The following is a 20,999-nucleotide window of genomic DNA, read 5'->3' as shown; positions in this document are numbered from 1 at the left end:
TTTAAGACGAGGAAAAAGAAATGACGCAAATTTCACAGGCTGGTGATCATGGCTCCGCTGATGGAGCTAAATCAGATATTGCTGGGCATGAATTCCTTGCTTTTACCTTGGGTAATGAAGAGTACGGTATCGATATTCTCAAGGTCCAGGAAATCCGTGGCTATGAAGCGGTAACGCGGATCGCCAATGCGCCAGAGTTTTTAAAGGGCGTTATCAATTTGCGGGGCATCATTGTTCCCGTGGTGGATATGCGCATCAAATTTAACTTGGGAACACCTACTTATGACCAATTTACAGTAGTCATTATTTTGAATATTGAAGGGCGCATCGTCGGTATGGTTGTTGACAGCGTCTCCGATGTGACGACTTTGCTGCCTGAGCAAGTCAGGCCGGCTCCGGAGATGGGAACCACTTTCAGCACTGATTTCCTGATAGGTCTGGGTACGCTGGACGATCGCATGCTGATTTTGGTCGATATCGATAAATTGATGTCCAGCCCTGAAATGGGTCTGGTAGAGGCGACCGCTTGATCATGTGACTGATATTTTCTTAGTCATTGAGTTGTGAAAAAGTGCATAAAAAAAGCAGGTAAAAAAATAATCAGGAGACGCTATGAATCTGAGGAACTTTAAAATTGGTACCCGTTTGGGAGTTGGCTTCGCACTTATTTTAGCGGGTCTGATAGGCGTTATTTTGTTTGTTAATGCACTCAGTGGTAATAATCGTCAGGCCATGGTTGAGGGCTTGAATCTAGCTTCTCAAAAGCAACTTTTTGCCAATAATATGAAAAGTGCCTTGTTTGAAGGTGGCATTGCCATGCGCAATATAGGCATACAGTCCGATGTCGGTGAAATGCAAAAGGAAGAAGGCAAGGTCAAGCTGCAAAAGAAGAAATATGAAGAAGCCAAAGAAAAGATTGCTTCCCTCGGTTTGAACGAAGAAGAAAAGAAAATATTGGGTGATATCGCCAAGCTGGATAAGGATATTGATAAGCCATTGAAAGATGCGGTGGGTCAGGCCCTGGCATTTAATGGCGAAGGTGCAGCAAAAATTATCGCCACGGTGATTGATCCTCTGAGTGTTAAATCAATACAAGAGATGAATAAGCTGGTTGATTTGCAGGAAGCTGCTTCCAAGCAGGTTTTCGAGACATTTGCGGCTGCAGGAGTCAAACTGACCAGGTGGCTCTATGTCATTTTATTGTCAGCATTGGCAGTAGGCGTACTGTTTGCATGGACCATCACAAGGAGTATTACCCAACCCTTGCAAGAGGCGTTAAGTTTGGCTGAGACAGTTGCAGAGGGCGATTTGCGTAGTCAAGTCACGGTCACTGGTCGTGATGAAGTGACGTCATTGTTCCAGGCTTTGAAGAATATGAATGACAACCTGGCCGCAACCGTCGGACAGGTCAGGACAGGCACAGAAACCATCACCGTCGCCTCGCAAGAAATCGCCAGCGGCAATGCAGACTTGTCGAGCCGGACAGAATCGCAAGCCAGTTCACTGGAAGAAACTGCCAGCTCCATGGAAGAGTTGACCAGCACAGTCAGGCAAAATGCCGACAATGCAAGGCAAGCCAATCAACTGGTGGTTTCTGCTTCTGGTGTAGCGGTCAAGGGTGGGGCAGTGGTTGGCCAGGTAGTCAGTACCATGGGTTCGATCAAGGAAAGTTCACGCAAAATTGTCGACATCATAGGCGTTATCGATGGCATCGCCTTCCAGACCAATATCCTGGCCTTGAATGCGGCGGTCGAAGCAGCCAGGGCAGGTGAGCAGGGGCGTGGTTTTGCTGTCGTGGCAGCAGAAGTGCGCAACCTGGCACAGCGCAGTGCCAGTGCAGCCAAAGAAATCAAATCCCTCATCAGTGACTCGGTAGATAAGGTTGATCAGGGTAGCAAGCTCGTCGATGAAGCAGGCAAGACCATGGATGAGATTGTCACCAGCGTCCAGCATGTGGCCGATATCATGAGCGAGATCACGGCCGCCAGCCAGGAACAAAGTTCTGGCATAGAACAAGTCAACCTGGCGATTACGCAAATGGATGAAATGACGCAGCAGAATGCGGCCTTGGTAGAGCAGGCAGCCGCAGCGGCAGAAAGCATGGAAGAGCAAGCGGTCGCGTTGGCGCAGGCTGTGAGCGTGTTTAAACTAAATTCAGGTATGGCGCATGTGCCTCAGCAAGTAAAAACTGTGGTCAGTAAAGCAGTCAGTAAACCAGTCACAACAAGTAGGGCTGAAGTGAAAGCTTTGCCTAGAGCTACGCCATCAGGAACGTCTGGTGCTGGAGCCAGAGCAAGCAAGCCAGTTGCTGATAAACAGGATGATTGGGAAGAATTTTGATTTAAGCTTGAATTCGGTGCATTTGAATCAAATGCACCGGTAGTAAAGATGTACTGATTATCTGGATTTTTATTTGAAATCAGCTTTCGTCTCTGAAACAGGATGGGGAAAGTTTAAGAAAGCATTGAATGACGAAATCCATCGATAAAACCAGGTCGGATACTACAAAGGAGTTTGCTTTTAACTCCAGGGATTTTGACCGTGTCCGTGACTTGATTTATAAAAAGGCTGGCATTTCTCTGGCTGATAGCAAGCAGGAAATGGTGTATAGCCGGCTGGCACGTCGTCTGCGGGCGACCGGTATCAGCTCGTTTTCTGATTATCTGGATAGTCTTGAAAATAATCAGATTGAGTCGGAATGGGAAGCATTCACCAATGCACTGACAACGAATTTGACTTCGTTTTTCAGGGAAGAGCATCACTTCCCCATACTCGCTGAGCATATTGCCAAAAGGCAGGAAACAGTCAATATCTGGTGTTCTGCCAGTTCTACAGGAGAAGAACCCTATTCTATTGCGATGACATTGTGTGAGGCATTCGGGACTTTACGGCCACCTGCGCATATTATTGCAACAGATATAGATACCAATGTTCTGGAAACCGCGTCGCGCGGTGTGTATAACCTGGATCGCATAGAGAAACTTTCGGCAGAAAGAACCCGGAAATTTTTCCTCAAAGGTAAAGGTGCGCAAGAAGGTCTGGTCAGGGTGAGGCCGGAGCTAAGGGAATTGATCACATTTAAGCAATTGAATTTGTTGGGAGATAGCTGGCCTTTGAGTGGCGAATTTGATGCAATTTTTTGCCGGAATGTCATGATCTATTTTGACAAGCCTACGCAGGGCAAAATTTTGAAAAAGTTTGTTCCCTTGATGAAGCCGGACGGTTTGTTGTTTGCAGGTCACTCAGAGAATTTTTTGTACGTTTCTGATGACTTCAAGTTGAGAGGCAAAACGGTCTATGAACTGACCAAGTCGCATGCTCCTGGCAACAGAACGACATTGCGCCATTTGCAAAAGGGTAATCCATGAGCCAGCTAAGTGAAGAGCATTTTGCAACGAATGTTTATTATGATCGAACGTTTGATTGTGATGCTGCCAAGATTTTGCCTGGTGAATTTTATTTCACCAACAAGGATATGTTGATCGTCACGGTCCTCGGGTCCTGTGTTTCCGCATGTATACGGGATCGTGTTTCCGGCGTCGGTGGCATGAATCATTTCATGTTGCCCGATACTGGAGGGGATGCAGATAATCCTGTGTCAGCCTCCATGCGTTATGGCACTTATGCAATGGAAGTGTTAATCAATGAATTGTTGAAAGCCGGGGCCAAGCGCGAAAATATGGAGGCCAAAGTTTTTGGTGGCGGCAATGTTTTGCGTGGATTTACGGCGATCAATGTTGGTGAGCGCAATGCCAAATTCGTGCTGGATTATCTGCGCGCTGAAAGAATGCGTGTGACGGCCGAAGATTTGAATGACATTTATCCGCGCAAGGTGTATTTCTTTCCTAAGACGGGCAAGGTTTTAGTCAAGAAACTGAAAGTGGAACATAACGATACTCTTAGAAGGCGCGAGCAAGATTATGCCAGCAAGCTCAAAACGACCTCGGTGGGTGGGGAAGTGGATCTGTTCTAGTTATTTGTGCGCGATGTAATCTTCATCAATGAGTGCGGAGTATTTTGAATGAAAATAAAAGTATTAATTGTTGACGACTCTGCGTTGATACGAAGTGTCATGAGCGAGATCATAGGCAGCCAGCCAGATATGGAAGTGGTTGGCGTGGCTCCTGATCCTTTGGTCGCACGCGAGTTGATCAAGCAAACTAATCCTGATGTGCTTACTCTGGATGTGGAAATGCCCAAGATGGATGGGCTGGATTTTCTTGAGCGCTTGATGCGCTTGAGGCCTATGCCTGTCATCATGGTGTCTTCTCTGACTGAGCGAGGTTCTGAAATTACCATGCGTGCACTGGAGTTGGGGGCAGTCGACTTTGTCACCAAACCCAAGTTATCCATACAAAGTGGCATGCTCGAATACACAGAGCTGATTGCAGACAAGATCAGGATTGCCTCCAAGGCCAGAATCAGGCCAAGAAGCGTGCCTGTAGCGGATGCAGGGCATGCCAATGTTGGAGTATTGCCACAAGTACGCAATCCCCTGACCAGTAGTGAAAAGCTGATTATTATCGGTGCGTCCACAGGTGGAACAGAGGCTATCAAGAATTTCCTGGTACAGATGCCTTCAGATTGTCCTGGAATTTTGATTACTCAGCATATGCCGGAAGGATTTACACGTTCATTTGCTAAACGCCTTGATGGCTTGTGCAAAATTTCTGTATCCGAAGCTGCTGGTGGCGAGCGCGTCTTGCCTGGGCATGCATATATAGCGCCTGGCCATTCCCATCTCTTGCTGGGGCGTAGCGGTGCCAATTATGTGACGCAACTGGATCAAGGGGAGCCGGTGAATCGTCATCGTCCCTCGGTGGATGTGTTGTTCCGTTCTGCTGCCACTTATGCAGGTAAAAATGCGGTGGGAGTGATTTTGACAGGCATGGGCAAGGATGGTGCTGCCGGTATGCTGGAGATGAAAAATGCAGGTGCATACAATTTTGCCCAAGATGAAGCAAGTTGTGTAGTATTTGGTATGCCGCGTGAAGCAATTGCAATTGGCGCGACACACGAGGTTGGCCCTTTGAACGAATTGCCCACCAAGGTTCTGCATTACCTTGCCACACATGGTAGTCGAGCACTGAGGGTGTGACGATTTGTTAGAATTTGATGTCTTACTGCAATTTCAGCACCGTTTTATCTCAATTTGTCCGATAATGCTAATAACTGTCCTTAAAGAAATAGTGGAGTAATTCATGGCCGATCAAAATCTCAAATTTTTAGTAGTTGACGACTTTTCTACTATGCGTCGCATAGTGCGGAATTTGCTTAAGGAGTTGGGATATTCCAATGTCGATGAAGCAGAAGACGGCGCAATGGGACTGGCAAAGTTGAAAAATGGTGATTTCGATTTCGTCATCTCTGACTGGAATATGCCTAATATGGATGGCTTGACGATGCTGCAGCATATTCGTGCTGATCCAGCCCTGTCTAAAATGCCGGTACTCATGGTGACCGCAGAAGCCAAAAAGGAAAATATCATTGCTGCTGCGCAGGCAGGTGCCAACGGTTATGTGGTGAAACCATTTACAGCTGCCACCCTGGACGAAAAGCTGACAAAGATATTTGAAAAGCTGGGGAAATAGTCAGGCGACAGCTTGCAGTGGAGGAGAACATGAGTCAGAACATAAGTCCAAATACTCAGCATGACGATCTCCTGAACAGAGTAGGGCACATGACCAGGATATTGCACGATAGTTTGCGTGGCCTGGGTTTAGACAAGTTGCTGGAGTGTGCTGCAGAGGGCATCCCGGATGCGCGTGATCGCCTGGATTACGTCGCTAGAATGTCTGAGAAGGCGGCGCAACGTGTCCTGAATGCGACAGATATTGCGATTCCTTTACAGGAAGCATTGGATGTCGATGCCAAGAGGCTGACTGCCTATTTTTCTGAAATACAGGCGCAGGCTCCGCTGCCTGATCAGTACCAGCAATTCCTCGAGCAATTGCAAGCTTATCTGAAATTGGCCAGCACCAATAGCCTGGAAACCAGGTCCCATTTGATGGAAATCATGATGGCCCAGGATTTTCAGGATTTGACCGGCCAGGTCATCAAGAAGGTGACAGCGCTCGCTCAAAATCTTGAGCAGCAATTAGTGCAATTGCTTGTCGATTACTCGCCGAATGAACTCAGGAGGGAGGCAGTTGATGGCCTGTTGAATGGTCCGCAAATAAATCCGGAAGGGAATGCCGAAGTTGTGGCAAATCAAGAGCAAGTAGATGATTTGCTTGATAGTTTAGGCTTCTGAGTTTTTCAGTCATATTAACTAACATAAATAATAAATAAGATGATAGAAGAAAGCTTCATCGTAAGAGAACCCTTACTCGATCCTAAGCAACGAGTCATAGGTTTCCAATTCTCCTGGCAACAGCCAGATCAAAATGCAGAGGCAAGCACAGAAAGCCTGAGTGCTTTGCTGGAATTTGTGGCAGTACAATTGCAAGATGATGACAAGGGATTCTTGCTTGGCGATAGCCTATTGTTTCTTGAGGCTGTGCCGGAGTTGCTGCATGCTGAAGGTCTGAAGCTGTTACCTGCAAAGAATATTGTGCTTATCTTGCACAAGAAGTATTTTGCGGATCCCGCTACTTTGGACGCAGTGACAGAATTGCGCAAACTAGGCTATGGCATTTGTTTGCGTGGAGCAGAAGTCACTACATTGGAGCGGTCTTATTTTGCGCAAATTTCCCACCTTGAAGTCAAGTTGAATGCGGCCAATTTCGCCTCTCAAGCCAAAGTTTATGCGACTCTGAAACAATCCACTGTGCGCATGGTGGCGCGCAATGTGCTCGCGTGGCAGGATTTTGATGCTTGCTCAGCATTGGGCCTGGATAGTTTTGTAGGTAAGTTGCATTTGACACCTAGGCCGAGTACTGCGCCCAAGACTTTGAACACATCTCAAACAACTATTTTGCAATTAATGGAAATGGTCAGGAAAAATGCTGACATCCAGCAATTGGAATCAGTGGTTAAACGGGATGCTACCCTGGCTTATAAACTCTTGCGCTATATAAACTCGGCGGGTTTTGGTTTGCGCACTGAAGTGCAATCATTGAAACATGCGGTGCAAATGCTGGGATATAGTCCTTTATACAGATGGCTTACCTTGTTATTGGCGACAGCCAGTACCAGCGGCTACTCGCCGGTATTACTGGAAACAGCAATTATTCGTGGTCGCCTGGCAGAAATTCTTGGCCAAAGCAAAATATCTAAGAGCGAGGCAGAAAATTTGTTTGTTGCCGGTATGTTTTCTTTGCTTGACAGACTCTTGGGTATTCCTATGGAAGAAGTGCTTTCATCCATACAGTTGCCAGAAGTTGTCACAGAGGCGCTGATTTCGCGTGGAGGCACTTACGGGCCTTTTCTGGCTTTGGCCGAAGCCTGTGAGCTCAATAGCATGCTGGTTGGCTCACTGGCTGAATCCTTGAAGATTACACCAGCCGATTTGAACGCAGCACATATGGCAGCCCTGGTTTGGGCAAAAAATGTTGCATCCCTAGCCTGATCAAGTCGTACATCCAGGAAAAGACAAGCATTTGCTTGTCTTTTTTTTGCTTTATCCCGTAAGAATGGATACAGTTCGCTACTTGAAAAAATAATTATGACAAATTCCATTAAGACATGGTCGATAGGGCGTCATTCTTGACTACGATGAGCAACGCGCAAGCTGAAATTGAAGGGCATCAAACAAGCATTCCGGCATGGCTGGTATGGTTGCTTACCTTTTTCTTTTTGGCTTATGGACTGGGTTGTTACCCCATACTGGATAATAACGAAGGCTTGTATGCAGAGATCCCTCGGGAAATGTTGGCATCCGGAGATTGGCATCATTGGATCATTCCATATCTGAATGGTCTGGCGTATATGGAGAAACCTCCATTGCTATACTGGCTGACGGCCATTTCTTTTGCTATTTTTGGTGAAAACGAATGGGCTGCCAGGTTGGTGCCTGCCATGTCAGCATTGTCATGTGTGGCGATGATACTGTGGTTCGGTCGCCAGATAGCTCGGGTGACAGCAGCCAGGCTGGCTGCATTAATGTTCATCAGTGGCTTGGGAGTCATGGCAATGTCGCGCACCCTGATGTTCGACATGCTATTGACGGTGTTTTTGACTGGTGCCCTGATGGCAGGCTATTTGTTCAGTGTGTCAGGCGATAAGAAAAAACTCTATTGGTCACTGGGATTACTTGCTTTCGCCTTGCTGGCTAAAGGTTTTGTGGCAATCATCCTGTTTGTTGCCGTAACATTCACGTATACGATACTGCTTTCCAGTTCGCCAGCAAATTTTTTAGCAAGAATACTGACATGGTTCAATCTCAGGGCTATCGGCATTTTTTTGTTGATAGCCTTGCCCTGGCATATCGCTGCCATCGTGGCTGAACCCATATTTGCCTGGTTCTATTTTATCAATGAGCACGTGCTGCGCTTTTTGGGTAAGCGTGAGCCGCATGATTATTACGCTGGGGCGTGGTGGTATTACTTGCCCAGGATGATCATTTATCTCTTTCCCTGGTCTTTTTTCTTGCCTGTGCTTTTGTTTGTCAAAGCTAAAAAAACAAGCCCCAGAGTGCTGCATTTTTTTCTGGCTTGTGCCTGGATCATGCCCGTGCTGTTTTTCTCAGTCTCCAGTGCCAAGGCGAATTATTACCTTGTCGTGGTCATGCCACTTGCAGCCTTGCAACTAGCCATTGCTTTGGAAGACCGGCAGTTTGGACGGACATGGGGTAGGGGGCTAGTGGGTCTGGTCTTGTCGGTTTTGTTTGGCATACTTGCCTGGCAAGCAAGCAAGCAAGGGGTGCCTCAATTGTCTTCTTTGCGCATCTATGGGATGAATGGCATGCAATTTTTGCAGGCATTCATGATTGCGGCCTCTATCCTGAGTCTATGTGTTGCCCTCATTGTGTGGCGTTTGCCACGCTTTAATATTTTCCCTTTTGCCGCAATATCTGCGTTGATCTTGGTGGCACTCATTGCTGTCTTGCAGGCAGCGGCGCAATGGACTTCTACCCAGCCCCTGGTGGCGGAATTGTCTGCGACAGAAACTAAGCGTGAGGTGTTTTTATTTAAAGTATTTGAACACCAGTCTTCTTTGCCATTTTATTTGAAGAAATCTGTGCGAGTAGTTGAAAGTCGCAGCAGCGATTTGTTCTGGGGTAATAAGCTGCATAAAAACAATATTGTTGTTTCTGATTTGAATTTTGATAAAATTGTAGAACAGCAACTAGTTTGCCTGATTGTCCTGGATGAGGACATGTCCAGTTTTATGGATAAAAAATATGCATTGAAATTCAAAAACAGTAAAAAAGTCGGTCGTAGCACCCTGTTTATGAATTGAGTTTGGCAGTTAGGACAATTTCTTCCTGCTGGCGTCTGGAGTCGGGTTGGGCATCAAGGTATAATCACGCTTTCTGATCCAACCAGCATATGTGCACGGCAGGTTTTGTGTACATTGCCTCAACTACCTCGCTCACCATGTTGATATTGCCAGGCTCCAACGCCCTGTCTGCTTTTCGTACCTCCGGTCTTCTCTCTCGTTTGCAAGCTGTTGATGCCAATATAGTTGGTGTCAGCGGTCGCTATGTTCATTTTGTCGATACGGCATCTGAACTGGTCAAGGAAGACGCTGATCGCCTGAATGCTTTGCTGGTGTATGGCGATGCCTTTGCTGCCAGCAGTGAAGGAGATGTGTTTGTCGTGATCCCGCGCTTTGGCACGATCTCGCCATGGGCCAGCAAGGCGACAGACATCGTCCACAATTGCGGCATGACGCATATCCACCGTCTGGAACGCGGCATTTTCTACTATGTGCAGGTAAAAACTGGTTTGCTGGGCGGTGCCAAAAAGCTTGCTGATGGCAGTCGTGAGCAGGTAGCCGCACTCTTGCATGACCGCATGACAGAAATGGTGCTGGCCGATGCGCAGCAAGCCCAGGCACTGTTCTCTGAACTGCTTGCCAAAGAGCTGGAACATGTTGATGTACTGCAAGGTGGCAAGGCTGCACTGCTGCAGGCGAATAGCGAACTCGGCCTGGCTTTGTCAGATGACGAGATCGATTACCTGGTCGATGCATTCACCGCAGCCAAGCGTAATCCTACAGATGTAGAACTGATGATGTTTGCCCAGGCGAACAGCGAACATTGCCGCCACAAGATTTTCAATGCAGACTGGACTATTGATGGTCAGAAACAGGATAAGTCCCTGTTCCAGATGATCAAGAATACCCATGAGTTGCAACCCAAGGGCACTATCGTTGCCTATAGCGATAATTCTTCCATCATGGAAGGAGTAGTCGTCAAACGCTTCTTCCCATCTGGTAAAGACCAGGTATATCAGGTCACAGAAGAGCTGACACACACCTTGATGAAGGTGGAAACGCATAATCACCCGACTGCCATTTCCCCATTCCCGGGCGCTTCTACCGGCGCTGGTGGCGAAATCCGTGATGAAGGTGCGACTGGTCGTGGTGCCCGTCCAAAAGCGGGCCTGACCGGTTTTACCGTCTCCAATCTGATGTTGCCAGGCGTGCGCCAGGCATGGGAAAACGCAGGTGATAGTCTGACTGCAAAAGTCACTGCGGATGCTTACGGCAAACCAGACCGTATTGCTTCACCATTGCAGATCATGATAGAAGGCCCTTTGGGTGGCGCGGCTTTCAATAACGAATTTGGACGTCCTGTTCTGGGTGGGTATTTCCGTACCTTCGAACAAAACGTCGGTGGCACTGTGTATGGTTATCATAAGCCCATCATGATTGCTGGTGGTATCGGCAATATCTCGGACAGGCACACCAAAAAGAATGATCTGCCAGTAGGTACGCTGTTGATACAACTCGGTGGCCCGGGCATGCGCATAGGTATGGGTGGCAGTGCGGCTTCTTCGATGGCAACTGGTACCAATACGGCGGACTTGGATTTTGATTCGGTGCAGCGTGGTAACCCTGAAATGGAGCGCCGTGCGCAAGAGGTCATCAATTCCTGCTGGCAATTGGGTGAGAATAACCCCATCCTGTCCATTCATGACGTAGGTGCCGGTGGTTTATCGAATGCCTTCCCTGAAATCACCAATGATGCCAAACGCGGTGCGCTGTTTGATTTGCGTAAAGTGCCACTGGTGGAAAGCGGCATGGCACCGAAAGAAATCTGGAGCAATGAATCGCAGGAACGTTATGTTTTGGGTATTGCTCCAGAAAGTCTGGAGCTGTTCCGCCATTTCTGTGAACGTGAGCGTTGCCCGTTTGCCGTGGTTGGTACTGCGACTGAAGAACGTCAATTGCGCGTGATCGATCCGCTGAACGACACTTCACCAGTCGATATGCCCATGAATGTCTTGCTGGGTAAACCACCAAAAATGCACAGGGATGTTACCCACGTCAGCAATGACTTTCCTAAAATTGATCTGACGGGCATCGATCTGCAAGTTGCCGCTGAGCGTGTGCTGAGTCTGCCTACAGTTGCTGATAAATCCTTCCTGATCACGATTGGTGACCGCACGGTTGGTGCTACTTCTGTGCGTGACCAGATGGTCGGGCCATGGCAAGTGCCGGTAGCAGATTGTGCCGTGACCACCATGAGCCTGGAAGGCTATCTCGGTGAAGCCATGTCCATGGGCGAGCGTACACCGCTGGCTGTGATTGATGCTGCCGCATCTGGCCGTATGGCCGTCGGTGAAGCCATCACCAATATTGCTGCTGCACCGATCAAGGATATTTCGGATATCAAATTGTCGGCTAACTGGATGGCTGCCTGTGGTCAGCCTGGCCAGGATGCGGCTTTGTTTGATACGGTAAAGGCAGTCGGCATGGAATTGTGCCCGGCGCTGGGTATCAGTATCCCGGTGGGTAAAGATTCTTTGTCCATGCGTACAACCTGGAAGGATGAAGGCCAAAGCAAGGCCGTGACTTCGCCGGTATCGCTGATTATTTCTGCCTTCTCGCCTGTCTATGACGTACGCAAGTCACTGACACCACAAATACGTCTGGATCAGGGCGATACCAGCCTGATCCTGATCGACCTTGGTCGTGGCAAGAATCGCCTGGGTGCGTCCTGTTTTGCGCAAGTCATGCAGCAGTTGGGTAATGATGCGCCGGATGTTGATAGCGCAGAAGACTTGAAGGCTTTCTTTACTGCCGTTCAGCAATTGAATCGCGAAGACAAATTGCTGGCTTACCATGACCGTTCTGACGGTGGTCTGTATGCCAGTCTGTGTGAAATGGCGTTTGCCGGTCGTGCTGGCTTGTCCGTCAATCTCGATATCCTGACCATGGATAGTGAGCATGCGGCAGACCAAGGTGATGCCAAGAACTGGGTCAGTCAGGTGTCTGAGCGTCGCAACGACATGACCTTGCGCGCCTTGTTCAATGAGGAGTTGGGTGCTGTGATACAAGTGCGCACTGAACAACGTTCAGAAGTCATGGATGTCTTGCGCAGCTTTAACCTGGGTGCCTGCAGCCATATCATCGGCAAGCCAAACAATAGCGGCATCATAGAATTTACCCGCGATGCCAAGCAAATTTATAATCAACCAAGAACTGTATTGCACCAGTTGTGGAGCAAAACCAGCTGGCAAATCGCCCGCCTGCGCGACAACCCTGCCGGTGCCGATGCTGAATACGCGCGTATCGTCGATGCTAACGATCTAGGCATGCAGCCTAAACTGAGTTTCGATCCGCAGCAAGATGTGGCAGCACCATTCATTGCGACTGGCGTGCGTCCCAAGGTTGCCATCTTGCGTGAGCAAGGCGTGAACTCGCATATAGAAACCGCTTATGTCATGCATAAGTCTGGTTTTGAAGCGGTAGACGTGCATATGAGTGACCTGATTGCTGGTCGCGCAAAGCTGGCTGACTTCAAGGGCCTGATCGCCGTTGGTGGTTTCTCTTATGGCGACGTGCTGGGAGCAGGTGAGGGCTGGGCAAAAACCATTTTGTTCAATGCCATGATGTCTGACCAGTTCTCGCAATTCTTCCATCGCGATGACACTTTTGGTCTGGGTATCTGTAATGGTTGCCAGATGATGAGTAATTTGAAATCCATCATCCCTGGCGCGCAGGCATGGCCTAAATTCACTAAGAATAAGTCTGAGCAATTTGAAGGCCGTTTTGCCATGGTAGAAGTGGTTGAGTCTGCCTCCATCTTCTTCCAGGGCATGGCGGGTACGCAAACGCCTATCGCTATCGCGCATGGTGAAGGTTTTGCTGACTTCTCAACAACCGGTGATATTGCCAAAGCTCAGGTGGCTATGCGCTTTATCAATAATGCTGGTTTGGCGACAGAGGCTTATCCTTATAACCCGAATGGTTCACCTCAGGGTATTACCTCGGTTACCAATGAAGATGGCCGCTTTACTGTGCTGATGCCACATGCTGAGCGTGTATTCCGCTCGGTCTTGCATTCATGGCACCCAGATGGCTGGGGTGAAGACTCACCGTGGATGCGCATGTTCCGCAATGCACGGGTCTTTGTCGGCTGATCTTCCCTGGTAATACAGGCTAAGGGGCGGAATCATGAAAATGATTTCGCCCTTTTTACTTATTCCAGTCTGATAAAAATGATTTACATTTGAATCCAGAATAATGCCGCCCAGAGGCGTGTCTTTCCTTATAATGAATCGCCAGGGAAACTTTCTCTAGATAAATGCGATACCTGTTATTCATTGCCTTGTTGTTTGCCTTGCATACTGCTGGTGCAGCAGAGCGCTTGCGTGCTTGTGGCGGGGATAGTAACTGGCCACCCATGTCCTATGTCAAGGCTGCTGGTGGCCCAGTGGAAGGGCTATCGGCAGATATTTTGAGAAATATCTTCAGCGACCCCAGTATAGAACTCAGACCTTGGGCGCGTTGTCTGTTGGAGGTGCAGGCGCGTGAAGGTTTTGATATTGTGATGTCGGTATTTAAAAACCCTGAGCGCGAAAAAATATACCTGTTTTCCCGCAGTTACCATAGCCTCACTCCTTCTTATTTATATTCTGCGGCACGTTTTCCGCAAGCACCTTTGCAGGTCTTGGGTGATCTTGAGAAATACAAGGTATGCTCTTTGCACGGCTCATCGATTTCCTATACCAAATTGCCTGCATCGGCGATCGAGAGTGGTGCCACCAGTTATACCAGCCTGATGCGCAAGATTGAAAGGGGGCATTGTGATATCGTGGTTGATATGCAGGAGGTGTTGTGGGGATTTGCGCGTTTAAGTCTTTTGCCGCTGGATATGAGTACTTACAAAATACTCAGCCTGCCACAAACAGAAAAATATCCTCTGCATTTTGGGGTAAGCAAAGAACACCCCCAGGCGGCACAAATCATTGAGCAATTGGATAAGGGGCTTGCCGAGTTGCGGCGTAGTGGCAAGTTAAACAGCATCATCAATAAATATCAATAAGCTGTCATGAAAAACAAAAAAGAGGTGCATTTGCACCTCTTTTTTTATCAAGTACAGCGAGATAAGATTACTGTATCTTGGCTTTTTTGATCAGCGCTTGCTGATAGGCTTGTACACGTTGCTGTTGCAAGCCTTCTACAAAGTTAGGTTTGACTTCTTCCACGGATGGGAATTTTGCTGTGCGTGTATCATCGAGTTTGATGATATGAAAGCCAGCTTGTGACTTCACAGGTGTTTCTGTAAATTGGCCTTTTTGCAGGGCTTTGACAGCTGTTGCAAAAGTTGGGTCCCAGTTAACAGGCGTAGACCAGTCAAGATCGCCACCTTTGGATGCTGAACCAGCATCTTTAGATTGCTTGGCCAGTTCTTCGAACTTGGCACCGGCTTTCAGTTTGGAGATGACAGCTTTGGCATCATCTTCTTTTTCCAGCAATATGTGGTACAGATGATATTCCTTGTCGCCAGCTTGCGCTTTCAACTTGTCATATTCGGCTTGCACTTCTGCGTCCGTGACAGGATTCTTTTTAAGTTGCTCTATCATCAGGGCGCGTACCAGGATGGATTGGCGACTTGCTTCGATTGCTTGTTTTACTTCAGCATTGCTAGCTAATCCAGATTTTTCCGCTTCTTGTATCAATACTTCGCGGTTAATCAGTTCCTGCTTCAGCATGACGCGCAATTGTGGGCTGTCTTGCTGTTGTCCCTGAGCAGTCACTTGTTTGACTAATGTTTCAAGACGACTGGTAGGGATTGCCTTGCCATTAACCGTAGCCAGATTTTGAGCCATTGCAGGGAGGGCAGTTGCAAGAAGTACTACCAGCAAATGAGCAGGTTTAAAAGTCATTGTCTGTTCCTAAATAACAAAATAAAAAAAACGGATTATAAATAAACTGCTTAGGTCGCTATCTCTGACGGACTCAATGCCACGATATTGAGGGCATGAATTTCCGTTTGCATCATATCGCCAACGGCATCATACACTAGTCGATGGCGAGAAATGCGGTTTAGTCCCTCAAATTGCTGACAAACTATTCTTACACTGTAATGACCTGCGCCGCCTGCTGCACCAGCATGGCCACGATGGGCTTCAGAGTCATCTGTTAACTGACACTGAAGAGGCTGCAAGGTTTCCGTCAGAAGGGCTAATATTTTCTCCGTGCGCGTCATTGAGCAGGTTCTTCCATATATTTGGCCAAAAACAGGCTTTGGATGATGATAAATACAGGCATGATGGCAACAACAGCAAGGAGCTTAAAGTTTGCCCATGTATCTGTAGAGAAATTAAATGCTACATAAAGATTGATGAATCCCATGAGCAAAAAATACACCATCCAAGCATAACTGAGTCGGGTCCAGATTGATGCGGGCAACTTGATTTGCTCGCCCATCGCCAACTGGATCAGGTTGCTCTTGAATGCAAACTGTGCCAAAGCAAATGCACCGCAATAACACCAATAGAGTACGGTTGGCTTCCACTTGATAAAGACTTCGTTTTGAAAATACAAAGTGGCACTACCAAACACCATGATAATGATGAAGGAAATCCATAGCATGGCATCCACTTTTTTGCGGCGTATGAGCAGGTAGCCTATCTGAAATATGGATGCCACCAAGGTAATTGCTGTGGCCAATAAAATGGGTGCCAGTTCGGCAGTGGTTGCACCTCCAGACACTATGCCGGAAAAGTAGTCGGATACGATGGATTGTGCAGTAGATGCATTTTTTTCACCCCATTTAAGAGTGAGAAAAAACAAAACTACTGGAAACATATCAAAAAGAAATTTCATTTACAGACAGCTTAAGTTGCAGGGTCAAATTTCAAGGACGCGGAATTAATGCAATAACGCAACCTTGTAGGGGGTGGGCCGTCTGGGAATACATGTCCCAGATGGGCGTCGCAGATATTACACAATATCTCGGTGCGCGTCATGCCGTGAGATGTATCAACTTTTTCTCGGACATAGGCTGGATTTAATGCCTTGAAGTAGCTTGGCCAGCCGCAACCCGAATCAAATTTGGCATCGGAGGCAAACAAAGGCGTGTTGCAGCAGACGCAGGTATAAATGCCTGCCTCATGGTGATCCCAAAATTTGCCTGTAAAAGCGCGCTCGGTGGCTGCGTGCCTGGTGACTTCATACTCCATGGAGCTGAGTTGTGCCTTCCATTCGGCATCTGATTTGACGATTTTACTCATGATTTCCTCTTCACTTCTTCCTTGTGTCAGGATGAGCAACTGACTTCCAGATGCTTTGCCCAGTCTGGCGGCAAGCTTGCATAGTCGTCGTGTTCATCTTGTTCATCATAGGGGTTTTCCAGAAGACTCAATAATTTCCTGACTTCTGAAAAATCCTTCTTTTGCGCTTTTTCTATTGCCTGCTGCGCGAGATAATTTCTTAAAATATATTTGGGATTGACTGCAAGCATACTGGTTTGACGTGTCTGCTCGTCACTTTGTTCCATTGCCAGACGCGCCCGGTAATTCAGCAGCCATATATCCAGGCTATCCCTGTCCAGAAACAAATCACGCAGCAGCTCGTCATTTGTCGATTTCTGGTTCGAAAGCTTACTCAAATGACGGAAACTCAGGGTGAAGTCAGCATGATTACTTTGTAACAAAGTGAAAAAGCCTGCAAACAAGGCTAAGTCAGCTTCGTGATCTGTCTTGAGGCCAAACTTTTGATGCATGAGTGCCGACCATTTTTGTCGATAAACCGCGGGGTAATGGCTCAGCGCAGCATTGGTGTCGTCGACACTGCCTATGAGTGGCGATAAAGCTTGGGCCAGGGCCTGACAATTCCAATTGCCTATGGCTGGTTGCATGCGGTAGGAATAGCGTCCTTGTTGGTCGGTATGGTTGCAGATATGTTTTTCATCATAAGCTTCCATAAAACCGAATGGGCCATAGTCCAAGGTCTGCCCAAGGATGGACATATTGTCTGTATTCATGACACCATGCATAAAGCCGACCGCTTGCCATTGGGCCATCAGTTCGGCAGTGCGTGTAGTAACGGTGGTAAGCAATGCCTGATATGGGTTATTTTCTGCCTGCAGTTCTGGGTAAGACTGCGCTAAGACATAGTCGGCGAGCAAGCGCAAATCATCCATCCTGTCCTGGTAGTACCAATGCTCAAATGAACCAAAGCGTACAAAGCTGGGAGCTACGCGGGCGACCACGGCGCTGGTTTCCGGCGTTTCGCGAAAAACCATTTGGTCGGAACCGATGACACAGAGTGCGCGTGAAGTAGGAATGTGCAATGCCGCCATCGCTTCCGAGCATAGAAATTCGCGTATGGAAGAGCGCAATACGGCACGACCATCACCCATGCGCGAATAAGGCGTCATGCCAGCGCCTTTCAGTTGTATTTCCAGATGCTGGCCAGCATGCGATGTGCCACCTAATAGTAATGCGCGGCCATCACCTAATTGGCCTGCCCAGACTCCAAACTGGTGACCTGAATAAACAGCTGCCAAAGGCTTGCTGCCGGGTAGGGCCTGATTGCCAGAGAAATAATCGAGAAATTCAGGCGTATCCAAGCTGGCCTGAGCCAGGTTCAATTGTGTAGCAACCTCAGTACTGGCTGCCACCAGATAAGGGTGGTCTATGGGATTGGCAGAAAGATGGGTAAAGAAATGTGGCGGGAGATTGGCAAATTTGTTCTCCAGCATGAATTCTTGCACAGAGCGTGGGGAAGTGGTCATGACGCGCCATATGGCTGTAAAAAGAATAAACGCATTTTGACAGATTTGATCAAAATGCGTTTATTGGGGGAATTTATTGCCTGACAAGTTTTTAATTCAGGTTTCAACTCAGGTTCAGGCGGTAATGCGTTCGCGCGTCTTGCACCCATCAATCAGGAATGACAAGCTGATTACTAATACCAGTTCACCCTCAGCAGAGCGTGCCGTGCCGGTAATGCCTGGCGTGCTGATGCAAGTTAAGGGCTTGATAACCAGATCAGCCGTGCCGTCGACTGAGTCGACTGATAATATATAAGGATTGGGAGCGGCAATGACTATACCCACCCGTTCTGACGTGGGGGTGTATCCTAGTACCTTGCCTAGTGATTTGACAGGCAATGGTCTGCCAAGATCGCGTAATACCGGTTGACCACCCACACTTTCAAAGGTCTCTGGTAACTCAACCACCCTTTGTACGGTTGCCATAGGCAGCGCCAGTGACGCCCCATCAGTGCGGACCAGCATGGTCGGTACAATAGATAATTCGATTGGCAAGCGTATCAGGAAGGTGGTGCCTGTACCCAATTGCGAGGCAATGCGGATTGCTCCACGGTGGCGTTCGACAGCAGTTTTTACCACGTCCATACCTACGCCACGACCAGATACGCTGGAGGCAACTTCTTTGGTAGAGAAACCTGGCAAAAATACCAATTGGAAAGCCTCGTCATCGGTACGGGCATCATGCGCATTGATCAAACCCTTGGAAACCGCTTTATCGCGCAATCTTTGTGCATCCATGCCCTTGCCATCATCTGTCACTTCTATCATGACGCTGCTGGCTTCCTGCCAGGCTTTCAGTGAAATCGTGGCGCGCGGCGACTTATTGGCATTGATGCGCTCTTCAGCGGTTTCTATGCCATGGTCAAGTGCATTGCGCAGCATGTGAACCAATGGATCATACAAGCTGTCAACGACGACGCGATCAACTTCAGTCTCGGCACCGGCAATATTCAAATCGACTTCTTTGCCGAGGTCACGCGCGAGCTCCCTGATTAATCGCGGGAATTTCTGGAATAAACGGCCTACAGGCTGCATGCGTGTCGCCAAAGTAGCGCGCTGCAACTCGGTAGAATAACGTGAGGCACGCGTCAAGGTCTCGGTCAATGCTGACATCAAAGGAGCTGCCTGTCCGTCAAATTTGAATTGCGAGAGTTTTTCCAGTAAGACCGCAGCTTGATTGGCTGCTTGCACGGACTCGCCAGCAACTTCCAGCAAGACATTCAGCTTGACTGCATCAATGCGTATGCTTTCCTCTTTTGCCGGTGCACTTTGCTTGACTTCACCGCCTGAGAGAGAGGATTTAACCGCTTCTGTCTCTTCTCTTGGGGTTGGCGCATGTACTTCTTCCGCCTCGCTTTCGCTGGCTTCAGCCTCCACGTCTGGCAGGGTGCCTGGTGGCGTCACAGCGCGATAATAAGCATCCCAGTCAACTTCCCCGGTATTCTCTTTTTTTGCCGCTGGTGCTGCTGTGGTTTTTTCGGCTACTTTAGGTGCTTCGGGCGCTTTGGCCTTGGTTGCCGCGGATTTTTTACTGACGCCTTTCATTTCTATGGCGTCCGTCAGCATTTTCTCTAGCGACTTGGGCATGGTCGATAGTTTGTCCGGCTCTGTGCCATTATTCAGGGCAGTGAGCTGGTCAGCAACAAAGCCGCTGGCTTCCAGTGCTGCTTCTATGGCTTCTGGCGTAACAGGTACTTGTCCCGTTCGCAGGGCATCGAAGAGATTTTCGGTCAAATGGCAAGCCGACACCATGGCGCTCAAATTCATGAAACCCGCGCCACCTTTGATCGTATGAAACGATCGGAATACAGCATTGAGCGTATTCATGTCGCCGGGATTGCGCTCTAGTGACAGTAGGTGTTCTTCTACGTTAGTCGCCAGATCAAGCGCTTCGACAACAAATTCTTTGAGCATGTCATCCATTAGAAACCCAGACTATCAAGTAGGTTATCTACATCGTCCTGTTCCAATGCTGCGTTCGGGACGGAAGGGCCTTCCATCAATTCTACTGCTTTTTCTTTCAAGTCGGATGGCGCATTATCCAGAAGTATTTGTGCCAGTTCATGCTCGACACGCTTATTGATACCCACGACTTTTTTAATCAGTTGACCAGTCAAATCCTGGAAATCCTGCGCCATCATGATGTCCAGCAAGCGCGCTTTCTCGGCATCGGTAGCAGTCAGGACGGTGTTGGCAAAGCTTTTGGAATCAGTTGCCAAAGTCTTGAATTCATCAACACTGAGCTTACCCTCGAACAGGTCCGTCCAGCGTGCATCCATAGACTTGGCTTTTTTGGCCAGCTCATCCTGCTCCGGCATGCCCAGGTCTGTCGCATTCAAGACCTTGTTTGCTGCTTGTTCAGTCAGTGTGGCAACATATTCGAGGCGTCCCTGGGCATCGGCAATTTGTTCGGCAACATCGGACAGGGAGCGGTCATAGCCCAGTTCACGCATGGAGTCGTGCAACATCCTGACCAGACCACCCAGGCGGTCAAACATGGGTCTGGTGGAGTCGGCGTCGTCGCCATGCAGGTTGAATTTAGCCGGTGGAGGCTCTGGTAGTGGTGCAGGAGTGCTTGCAACAACTGCCGCTCCGGAAGAAGGGGGCTCTACATTGGTTTCCTGGCGCTGATTGGCCATTTCTTCAAACAATGCGTCCAGATCATCTGCTGAATCGGTCATAGTCCTTGGTTCTCCATAATCGCATTGATCATTGTGTAAGCTTCACAAATGTCATGGTGTGTCAGCGAGAGTATGCAGAAATCATCTGATAGTTGCTGCCATTCAGATGCTAAGCTTCCGCATGGACTCCGGTCATTTTCCCAAATTATTTCAATAAATTCGGGCGTAAATTTCATGCATGAACGAGACAGCTTTTTACT

Annotated in this window: 18 protein-coding genes; 11 read left to right on the top strand and 7 right to left on the bottom strand. The window is 48.3% G+C overall.

Annotation, left to right across the window (positions count from 1 at the left end; all coding sequences use genetic code 11):
- The first annotated feature begins 20 nt into the window (after positions 1 to 20).
- The 11 genes from ACO0LC_RS05570 to ACO0LC_RS05520 all read left to right on the top strand — a co-directional run bounded on the left by ACO0LC_RS05570 (position 21) and on the right by ACO0LC_RS05520 (position 14,380).
- Positions 21 to 530 carry a chemotaxis protein CheW gene (locus ACO0LC_RS05570; RefSeq protein ID WP_423001449.1) on the top strand — a complete coding sequence of 170 codons (510 nt, stop codon included), beginning with the start codon at positions 21 to 23 and terminating at the stop codon, positions 528 to 530.
- An 82-nt stretch (positions 531 to 612) separates the two neighbouring features.
- A complete protein-coding gene (locus ACO0LC_RS05565; RefSeq protein ID WP_423001447.1) occupies positions 613 to 2,340 on the top strand; it encodes a methyl-accepting chemotaxis protein in 1,728 nt (575 codons plus the stop codon).
- 128 nt (positions 2,341 to 2,468) lie between these two features.
- Complete coding sequence (locus ACO0LC_RS05560) at positions 2,469 to 3,368, top strand: CheR family methyltransferase (RefSeq protein ID WP_423001445.1); 900 nt, start codon at positions 2,469 to 2,471, stop codon at positions 3,366 to 3,368.
- The gene (gene cheD / locus ACO0LC_RS05555) at positions 3,365 to 3,973 is read left to right on the top strand and encodes a chemoreceptor glutamine deamidase CheD (protein WP_423001443.1); all 609 of its coding nucleotides are present in this window, start codon (positions 3,365 to 3,367) and stop codon (positions 3,971 to 3,973) included. The genes ACO0LC_RS05560 and cheD overlap by 4 nt, the downstream gene beginning before the upstream one ends.
- 48 nt (positions 3,974 to 4,021) lie before the next feature.
- Positions 4,022 to 5,098 (top strand): protein-glutamate methylesterase/protein-glutamine glutaminase, encoded by a 1,077-nt coding sequence (locus ACO0LC_RS05550; RefSeq protein WP_423001441.1) that lies wholly within the window; start codon positions 4,022 to 4,024, stop codon positions 5,096 to 5,098.
- 103 nt (positions 5,099 to 5,201) lie between these two features.
- Positions 5,202 to 5,591, top strand: coding sequence for a chemotaxis response regulator CheY (gene cheY / locus ACO0LC_RS05545; RefSeq protein WP_110253727.1), 390 nt, complete (start codon positions 5,202 to 5,204; stop codon positions 5,589 to 5,591).
- Between the two features lie 29 nt (positions 5,592 to 5,620).
- Positions 5,621 to 6,253 carry a protein phosphatase CheZ gene (gene cheZ / locus ACO0LC_RS05540; RefSeq protein WP_423001439.1) on the top strand — a complete coding sequence of 211 codons (633 nt, stop codon included), beginning with the start codon at positions 5,621 to 5,623 and terminating at the stop codon, positions 6,251 to 6,253.
- Between the two features lie 39 nt (positions 6,254 to 6,292).
- Positions 6,293 to 7,510: an EAL and HDOD domain-containing protein gene (locus tag ACO0LC_RS05535; protein ID WP_423001437.1), complete on the top strand. Its 1,218-nt coding sequence runs from the start codon at positions 6,293 to 6,295 to the stop codon at positions 7,508 to 7,510.
- A gap of 146 nt (positions 7,511 to 7,656) precedes the next feature.
- Complete coding sequence (locus tag ACO0LC_RS05530) at positions 7,657 to 9,342, top strand: glycosyltransferase family 39 protein (RefSeq protein ID WP_423001435.1); 1,686 nt, start codon at positions 7,657 to 7,659, stop codon at positions 9,340 to 9,342.
- Positions 9,343 to 9,479: 137 nt separating this feature from the next.
- A complete protein-coding gene (gene purL / locus ACO0LC_RS05525) occupies positions 9,480 to 13,475 on the top strand; it encodes a phosphoribosylformylglycinamidine synthase (RefSeq protein ID WP_423001433.1) in 3,996 nt (1,331 codons plus the stop codon).
- Between the two features lie 164 nt (positions 13,476 to 13,639).
- On the top strand, positions 13,640 to 14,380 hold the full coding sequence (locus ACO0LC_RS05520; RefSeq protein WP_423001431.1) for a substrate-binding periplasmic protein: 741 nt from the start codon (positions 13,640 to 13,642) through the stop codon (positions 14,378 to 14,380).
- A gap of 67 nt (positions 14,381 to 14,447) precedes the next feature.
- On the opposite strand, the gene ACO0LC_RS05515 is transcribed toward ACO0LC_RS05520, so the two are convergent.
- The 7 genes from ACO0LC_RS05515 to ACO0LC_RS05485 all read right to left on the bottom strand — a co-directional run bounded on the left by ACO0LC_RS05515 (position 14,448) and on the right by ACO0LC_RS05485 (position 20,799).
- A complete protein-coding gene (locus ACO0LC_RS05515) occupies positions 14,448 to 15,224 on the bottom strand; it encodes a peptidylprolyl isomerase (protein ID WP_423001429.1) in 777 nt (258 codons plus the stop codon).
- Positions 15,225 to 15,274: 50 nt separating this feature from the next.
- Positions 15,275 to 15,547 (bottom strand): BolA family protein, encoded by a 273-nt coding sequence (locus ACO0LC_RS05510; protein WP_423001427.1) that lies wholly within the window; start codon positions 15,545 to 15,547, stop codon positions 15,275 to 15,277.
- Positions 15,544 to 16,167: a septation protein A gene (locus tag ACO0LC_RS05505; protein WP_423001425.1), complete on the bottom strand. Its 624-nt coding sequence runs from the start codon at positions 16,165 to 16,167 to the stop codon at positions 15,544 to 15,546. The genes ACO0LC_RS05510 and ACO0LC_RS05505 overlap by 4 nt, the downstream gene beginning before the upstream one ends.
- 11 nt (positions 16,168 to 16,178) lie before the next feature.
- Positions 16,179 to 16,574 carry a peptide-methionine (R)-S-oxide reductase MsrB gene (msrB, locus tag ACO0LC_RS05500; protein ID WP_423001423.1) on the bottom strand — a complete coding sequence of 132 codons (396 nt, stop codon included), beginning with the start codon at positions 16,572 to 16,574 and terminating at the stop codon, positions 16,179 to 16,181.
- A 26-nt stretch (positions 16,575 to 16,600) separates the two neighbouring features.
- Positions 16,601 to 18,079 (bottom strand): protein adenylyltransferase SelO, encoded by a 1,479-nt coding sequence (locus tag ACO0LC_RS05495; RefSeq protein WP_423001421.1) that lies wholly within the window; start codon positions 18,077 to 18,079, stop codon positions 16,601 to 16,603.
- 114 nt (positions 18,080 to 18,193) lie between these two features.
- On the bottom strand, positions 18,194 to 20,041 hold the full coding sequence (locus tag ACO0LC_RS05490; RefSeq protein ID WP_423001419.1) for a chemotaxis protein CheA: 1,848 nt from the start codon (positions 20,039 to 20,041) through the stop codon (positions 18,194 to 18,196).
- Positions 20,041 to 20,799, bottom strand: a complete 759-nt coding sequence (locus ACO0LC_RS05485; protein WP_423001417.1) for a protein phosphatase CheZ — start codon at positions 20,797 to 20,799, stop codon at positions 20,041 to 20,043. The genes ACO0LC_RS05490 and ACO0LC_RS05485 overlap by 1 nt, the downstream gene beginning before the upstream one ends.
- Between the last annotated feature and the right edge of the window lie 200 nt (positions 20,800 to 20,999).

Origin of the sequence: Undibacterium sp. JH2W, assembly GCF_049340425.1 — a bacterium.
Classification (GTDB): Bacteria; Pseudomonadota; Gammaproteobacteria; order Burkholderiales; family Burkholderiaceae_D; genus Undibacterium.
The sequence above is the reverse complement of the archived record's forward strand: the minus strand, read 5'-3'. Positions and strand labels throughout refer to the sequence as shown.

Bases quoted from the DNA above. Each gene is read 5' to 3' on its own strand.
- ACO0LC_RS05530 (WP_423001435.1), top strand. From the start codon at position 7,657: ATGAGCAACGCGCAAGCTGAAATTGAAGGGCATCAAACAAGCATTCCG.
- ACO0LC_RS05490 (WP_423001419.1), bottom strand. From the start codon at position 20,041: ATGGATGACATGCTCAAAGAATTTGTTGTCGAAGCGCTTGATCTGGCG.
- purL (WP_423001433.1), top strand. From the start codon at position 9,480: ATGTTGATATTGCCAGGCTCCAACGCCCTGTCTGCTTTTCGTACCTCC.
- msrB (WP_423001423.1), bottom strand. From the start codon at position 16,574: ATGAGTAAAATCGTCAAATCAGATGCCGAATGGAAGGCACAACTCAGC.
- ACO0LC_RS05570 (WP_423001449.1), top strand. From the start codon at position 21: ATGACGCAAATTTCACAGGCTGGTGATCATGGCTCCGCTGATGGAGCT.
- ACO0LC_RS05550 (WP_423001441.1), top strand. From the start codon at position 4,022: ATGAAAATAAAAGTATTAATTGTTGACGACTCTGCGTTGATACGAAGT.
- ACO0LC_RS05535 (WP_423001437.1), top strand. From the start codon at position 6,293: ATGATAGAAGAAAGCTTCATCGTAAGAGAACCCTTACTCGATCCTAAG.
- ACO0LC_RS05485 (WP_423001417.1), bottom strand. From the start codon at position 20,799: ATGACCGATTCAGCAGATGATCTGGACGCATTGTTTGAAGAAATGGCC.
- ACO0LC_RS05505 (WP_423001425.1), bottom strand. From the start codon at position 16,167: ATGAAATTTCTTTTTGATATGTTTCCAGTAGTTTTGTTTTTTCTCACT.
- ACO0LC_RS05515 (WP_423001429.1), bottom strand. From the start codon at position 15,224: ATGACTTTTAAACCTGCTCATTTGCTGGTAGTACTTCTTGCAACTGCC.
- cheY (WP_110253727.1), top strand. From the start codon at position 5,202: ATGGCCGATCAAAATCTCAAATTTTTAGTAGTTGACGACTTTTCTACT.
- cheZ (WP_423001439.1), top strand. From the start codon at position 5,621: ATGAGTCAGAACATAAGTCCAAATACTCAGCATGACGATCTCCTGAAC.
- ACO0LC_RS05520 (WP_423001431.1), top strand. From the start codon at position 13,640: ATGCGATACCTGTTATTCATTGCCTTGTTGTTTGCCTTGCATACTGCT.
- ACO0LC_RS05495 (WP_423001421.1), bottom strand. From the start codon at position 18,079: ATGACCACTTCCCCACGCTCTGTGCAAGAATTCATGCTGGAGAACAAA.
- ACO0LC_RS05565 (WP_423001447.1), top strand. From the start codon at position 613: ATGAATCTGAGGAACTTTAAAATTGGTACCCGTTTGGGAGTTGGCTTC.
- ACO0LC_RS05560 (WP_423001445.1), top strand. From the start codon at position 2,469: ATGACGAAATCCATCGATAAAACCAGGTCGGATACTACAAAGGAGTTT.
- ACO0LC_RS05510 (WP_423001427.1), bottom strand. From the start codon at position 15,547: ATGACGCGCACGGAGAAAATATTAGCCCTTCTGACGGAAACCTTGCAG.
- cheD (WP_423001443.1), top strand. From the start codon at position 3,365: ATGAGCCAGCTAAGTGAAGAGCATTTTGCAACGAATGTTTATTATGAT.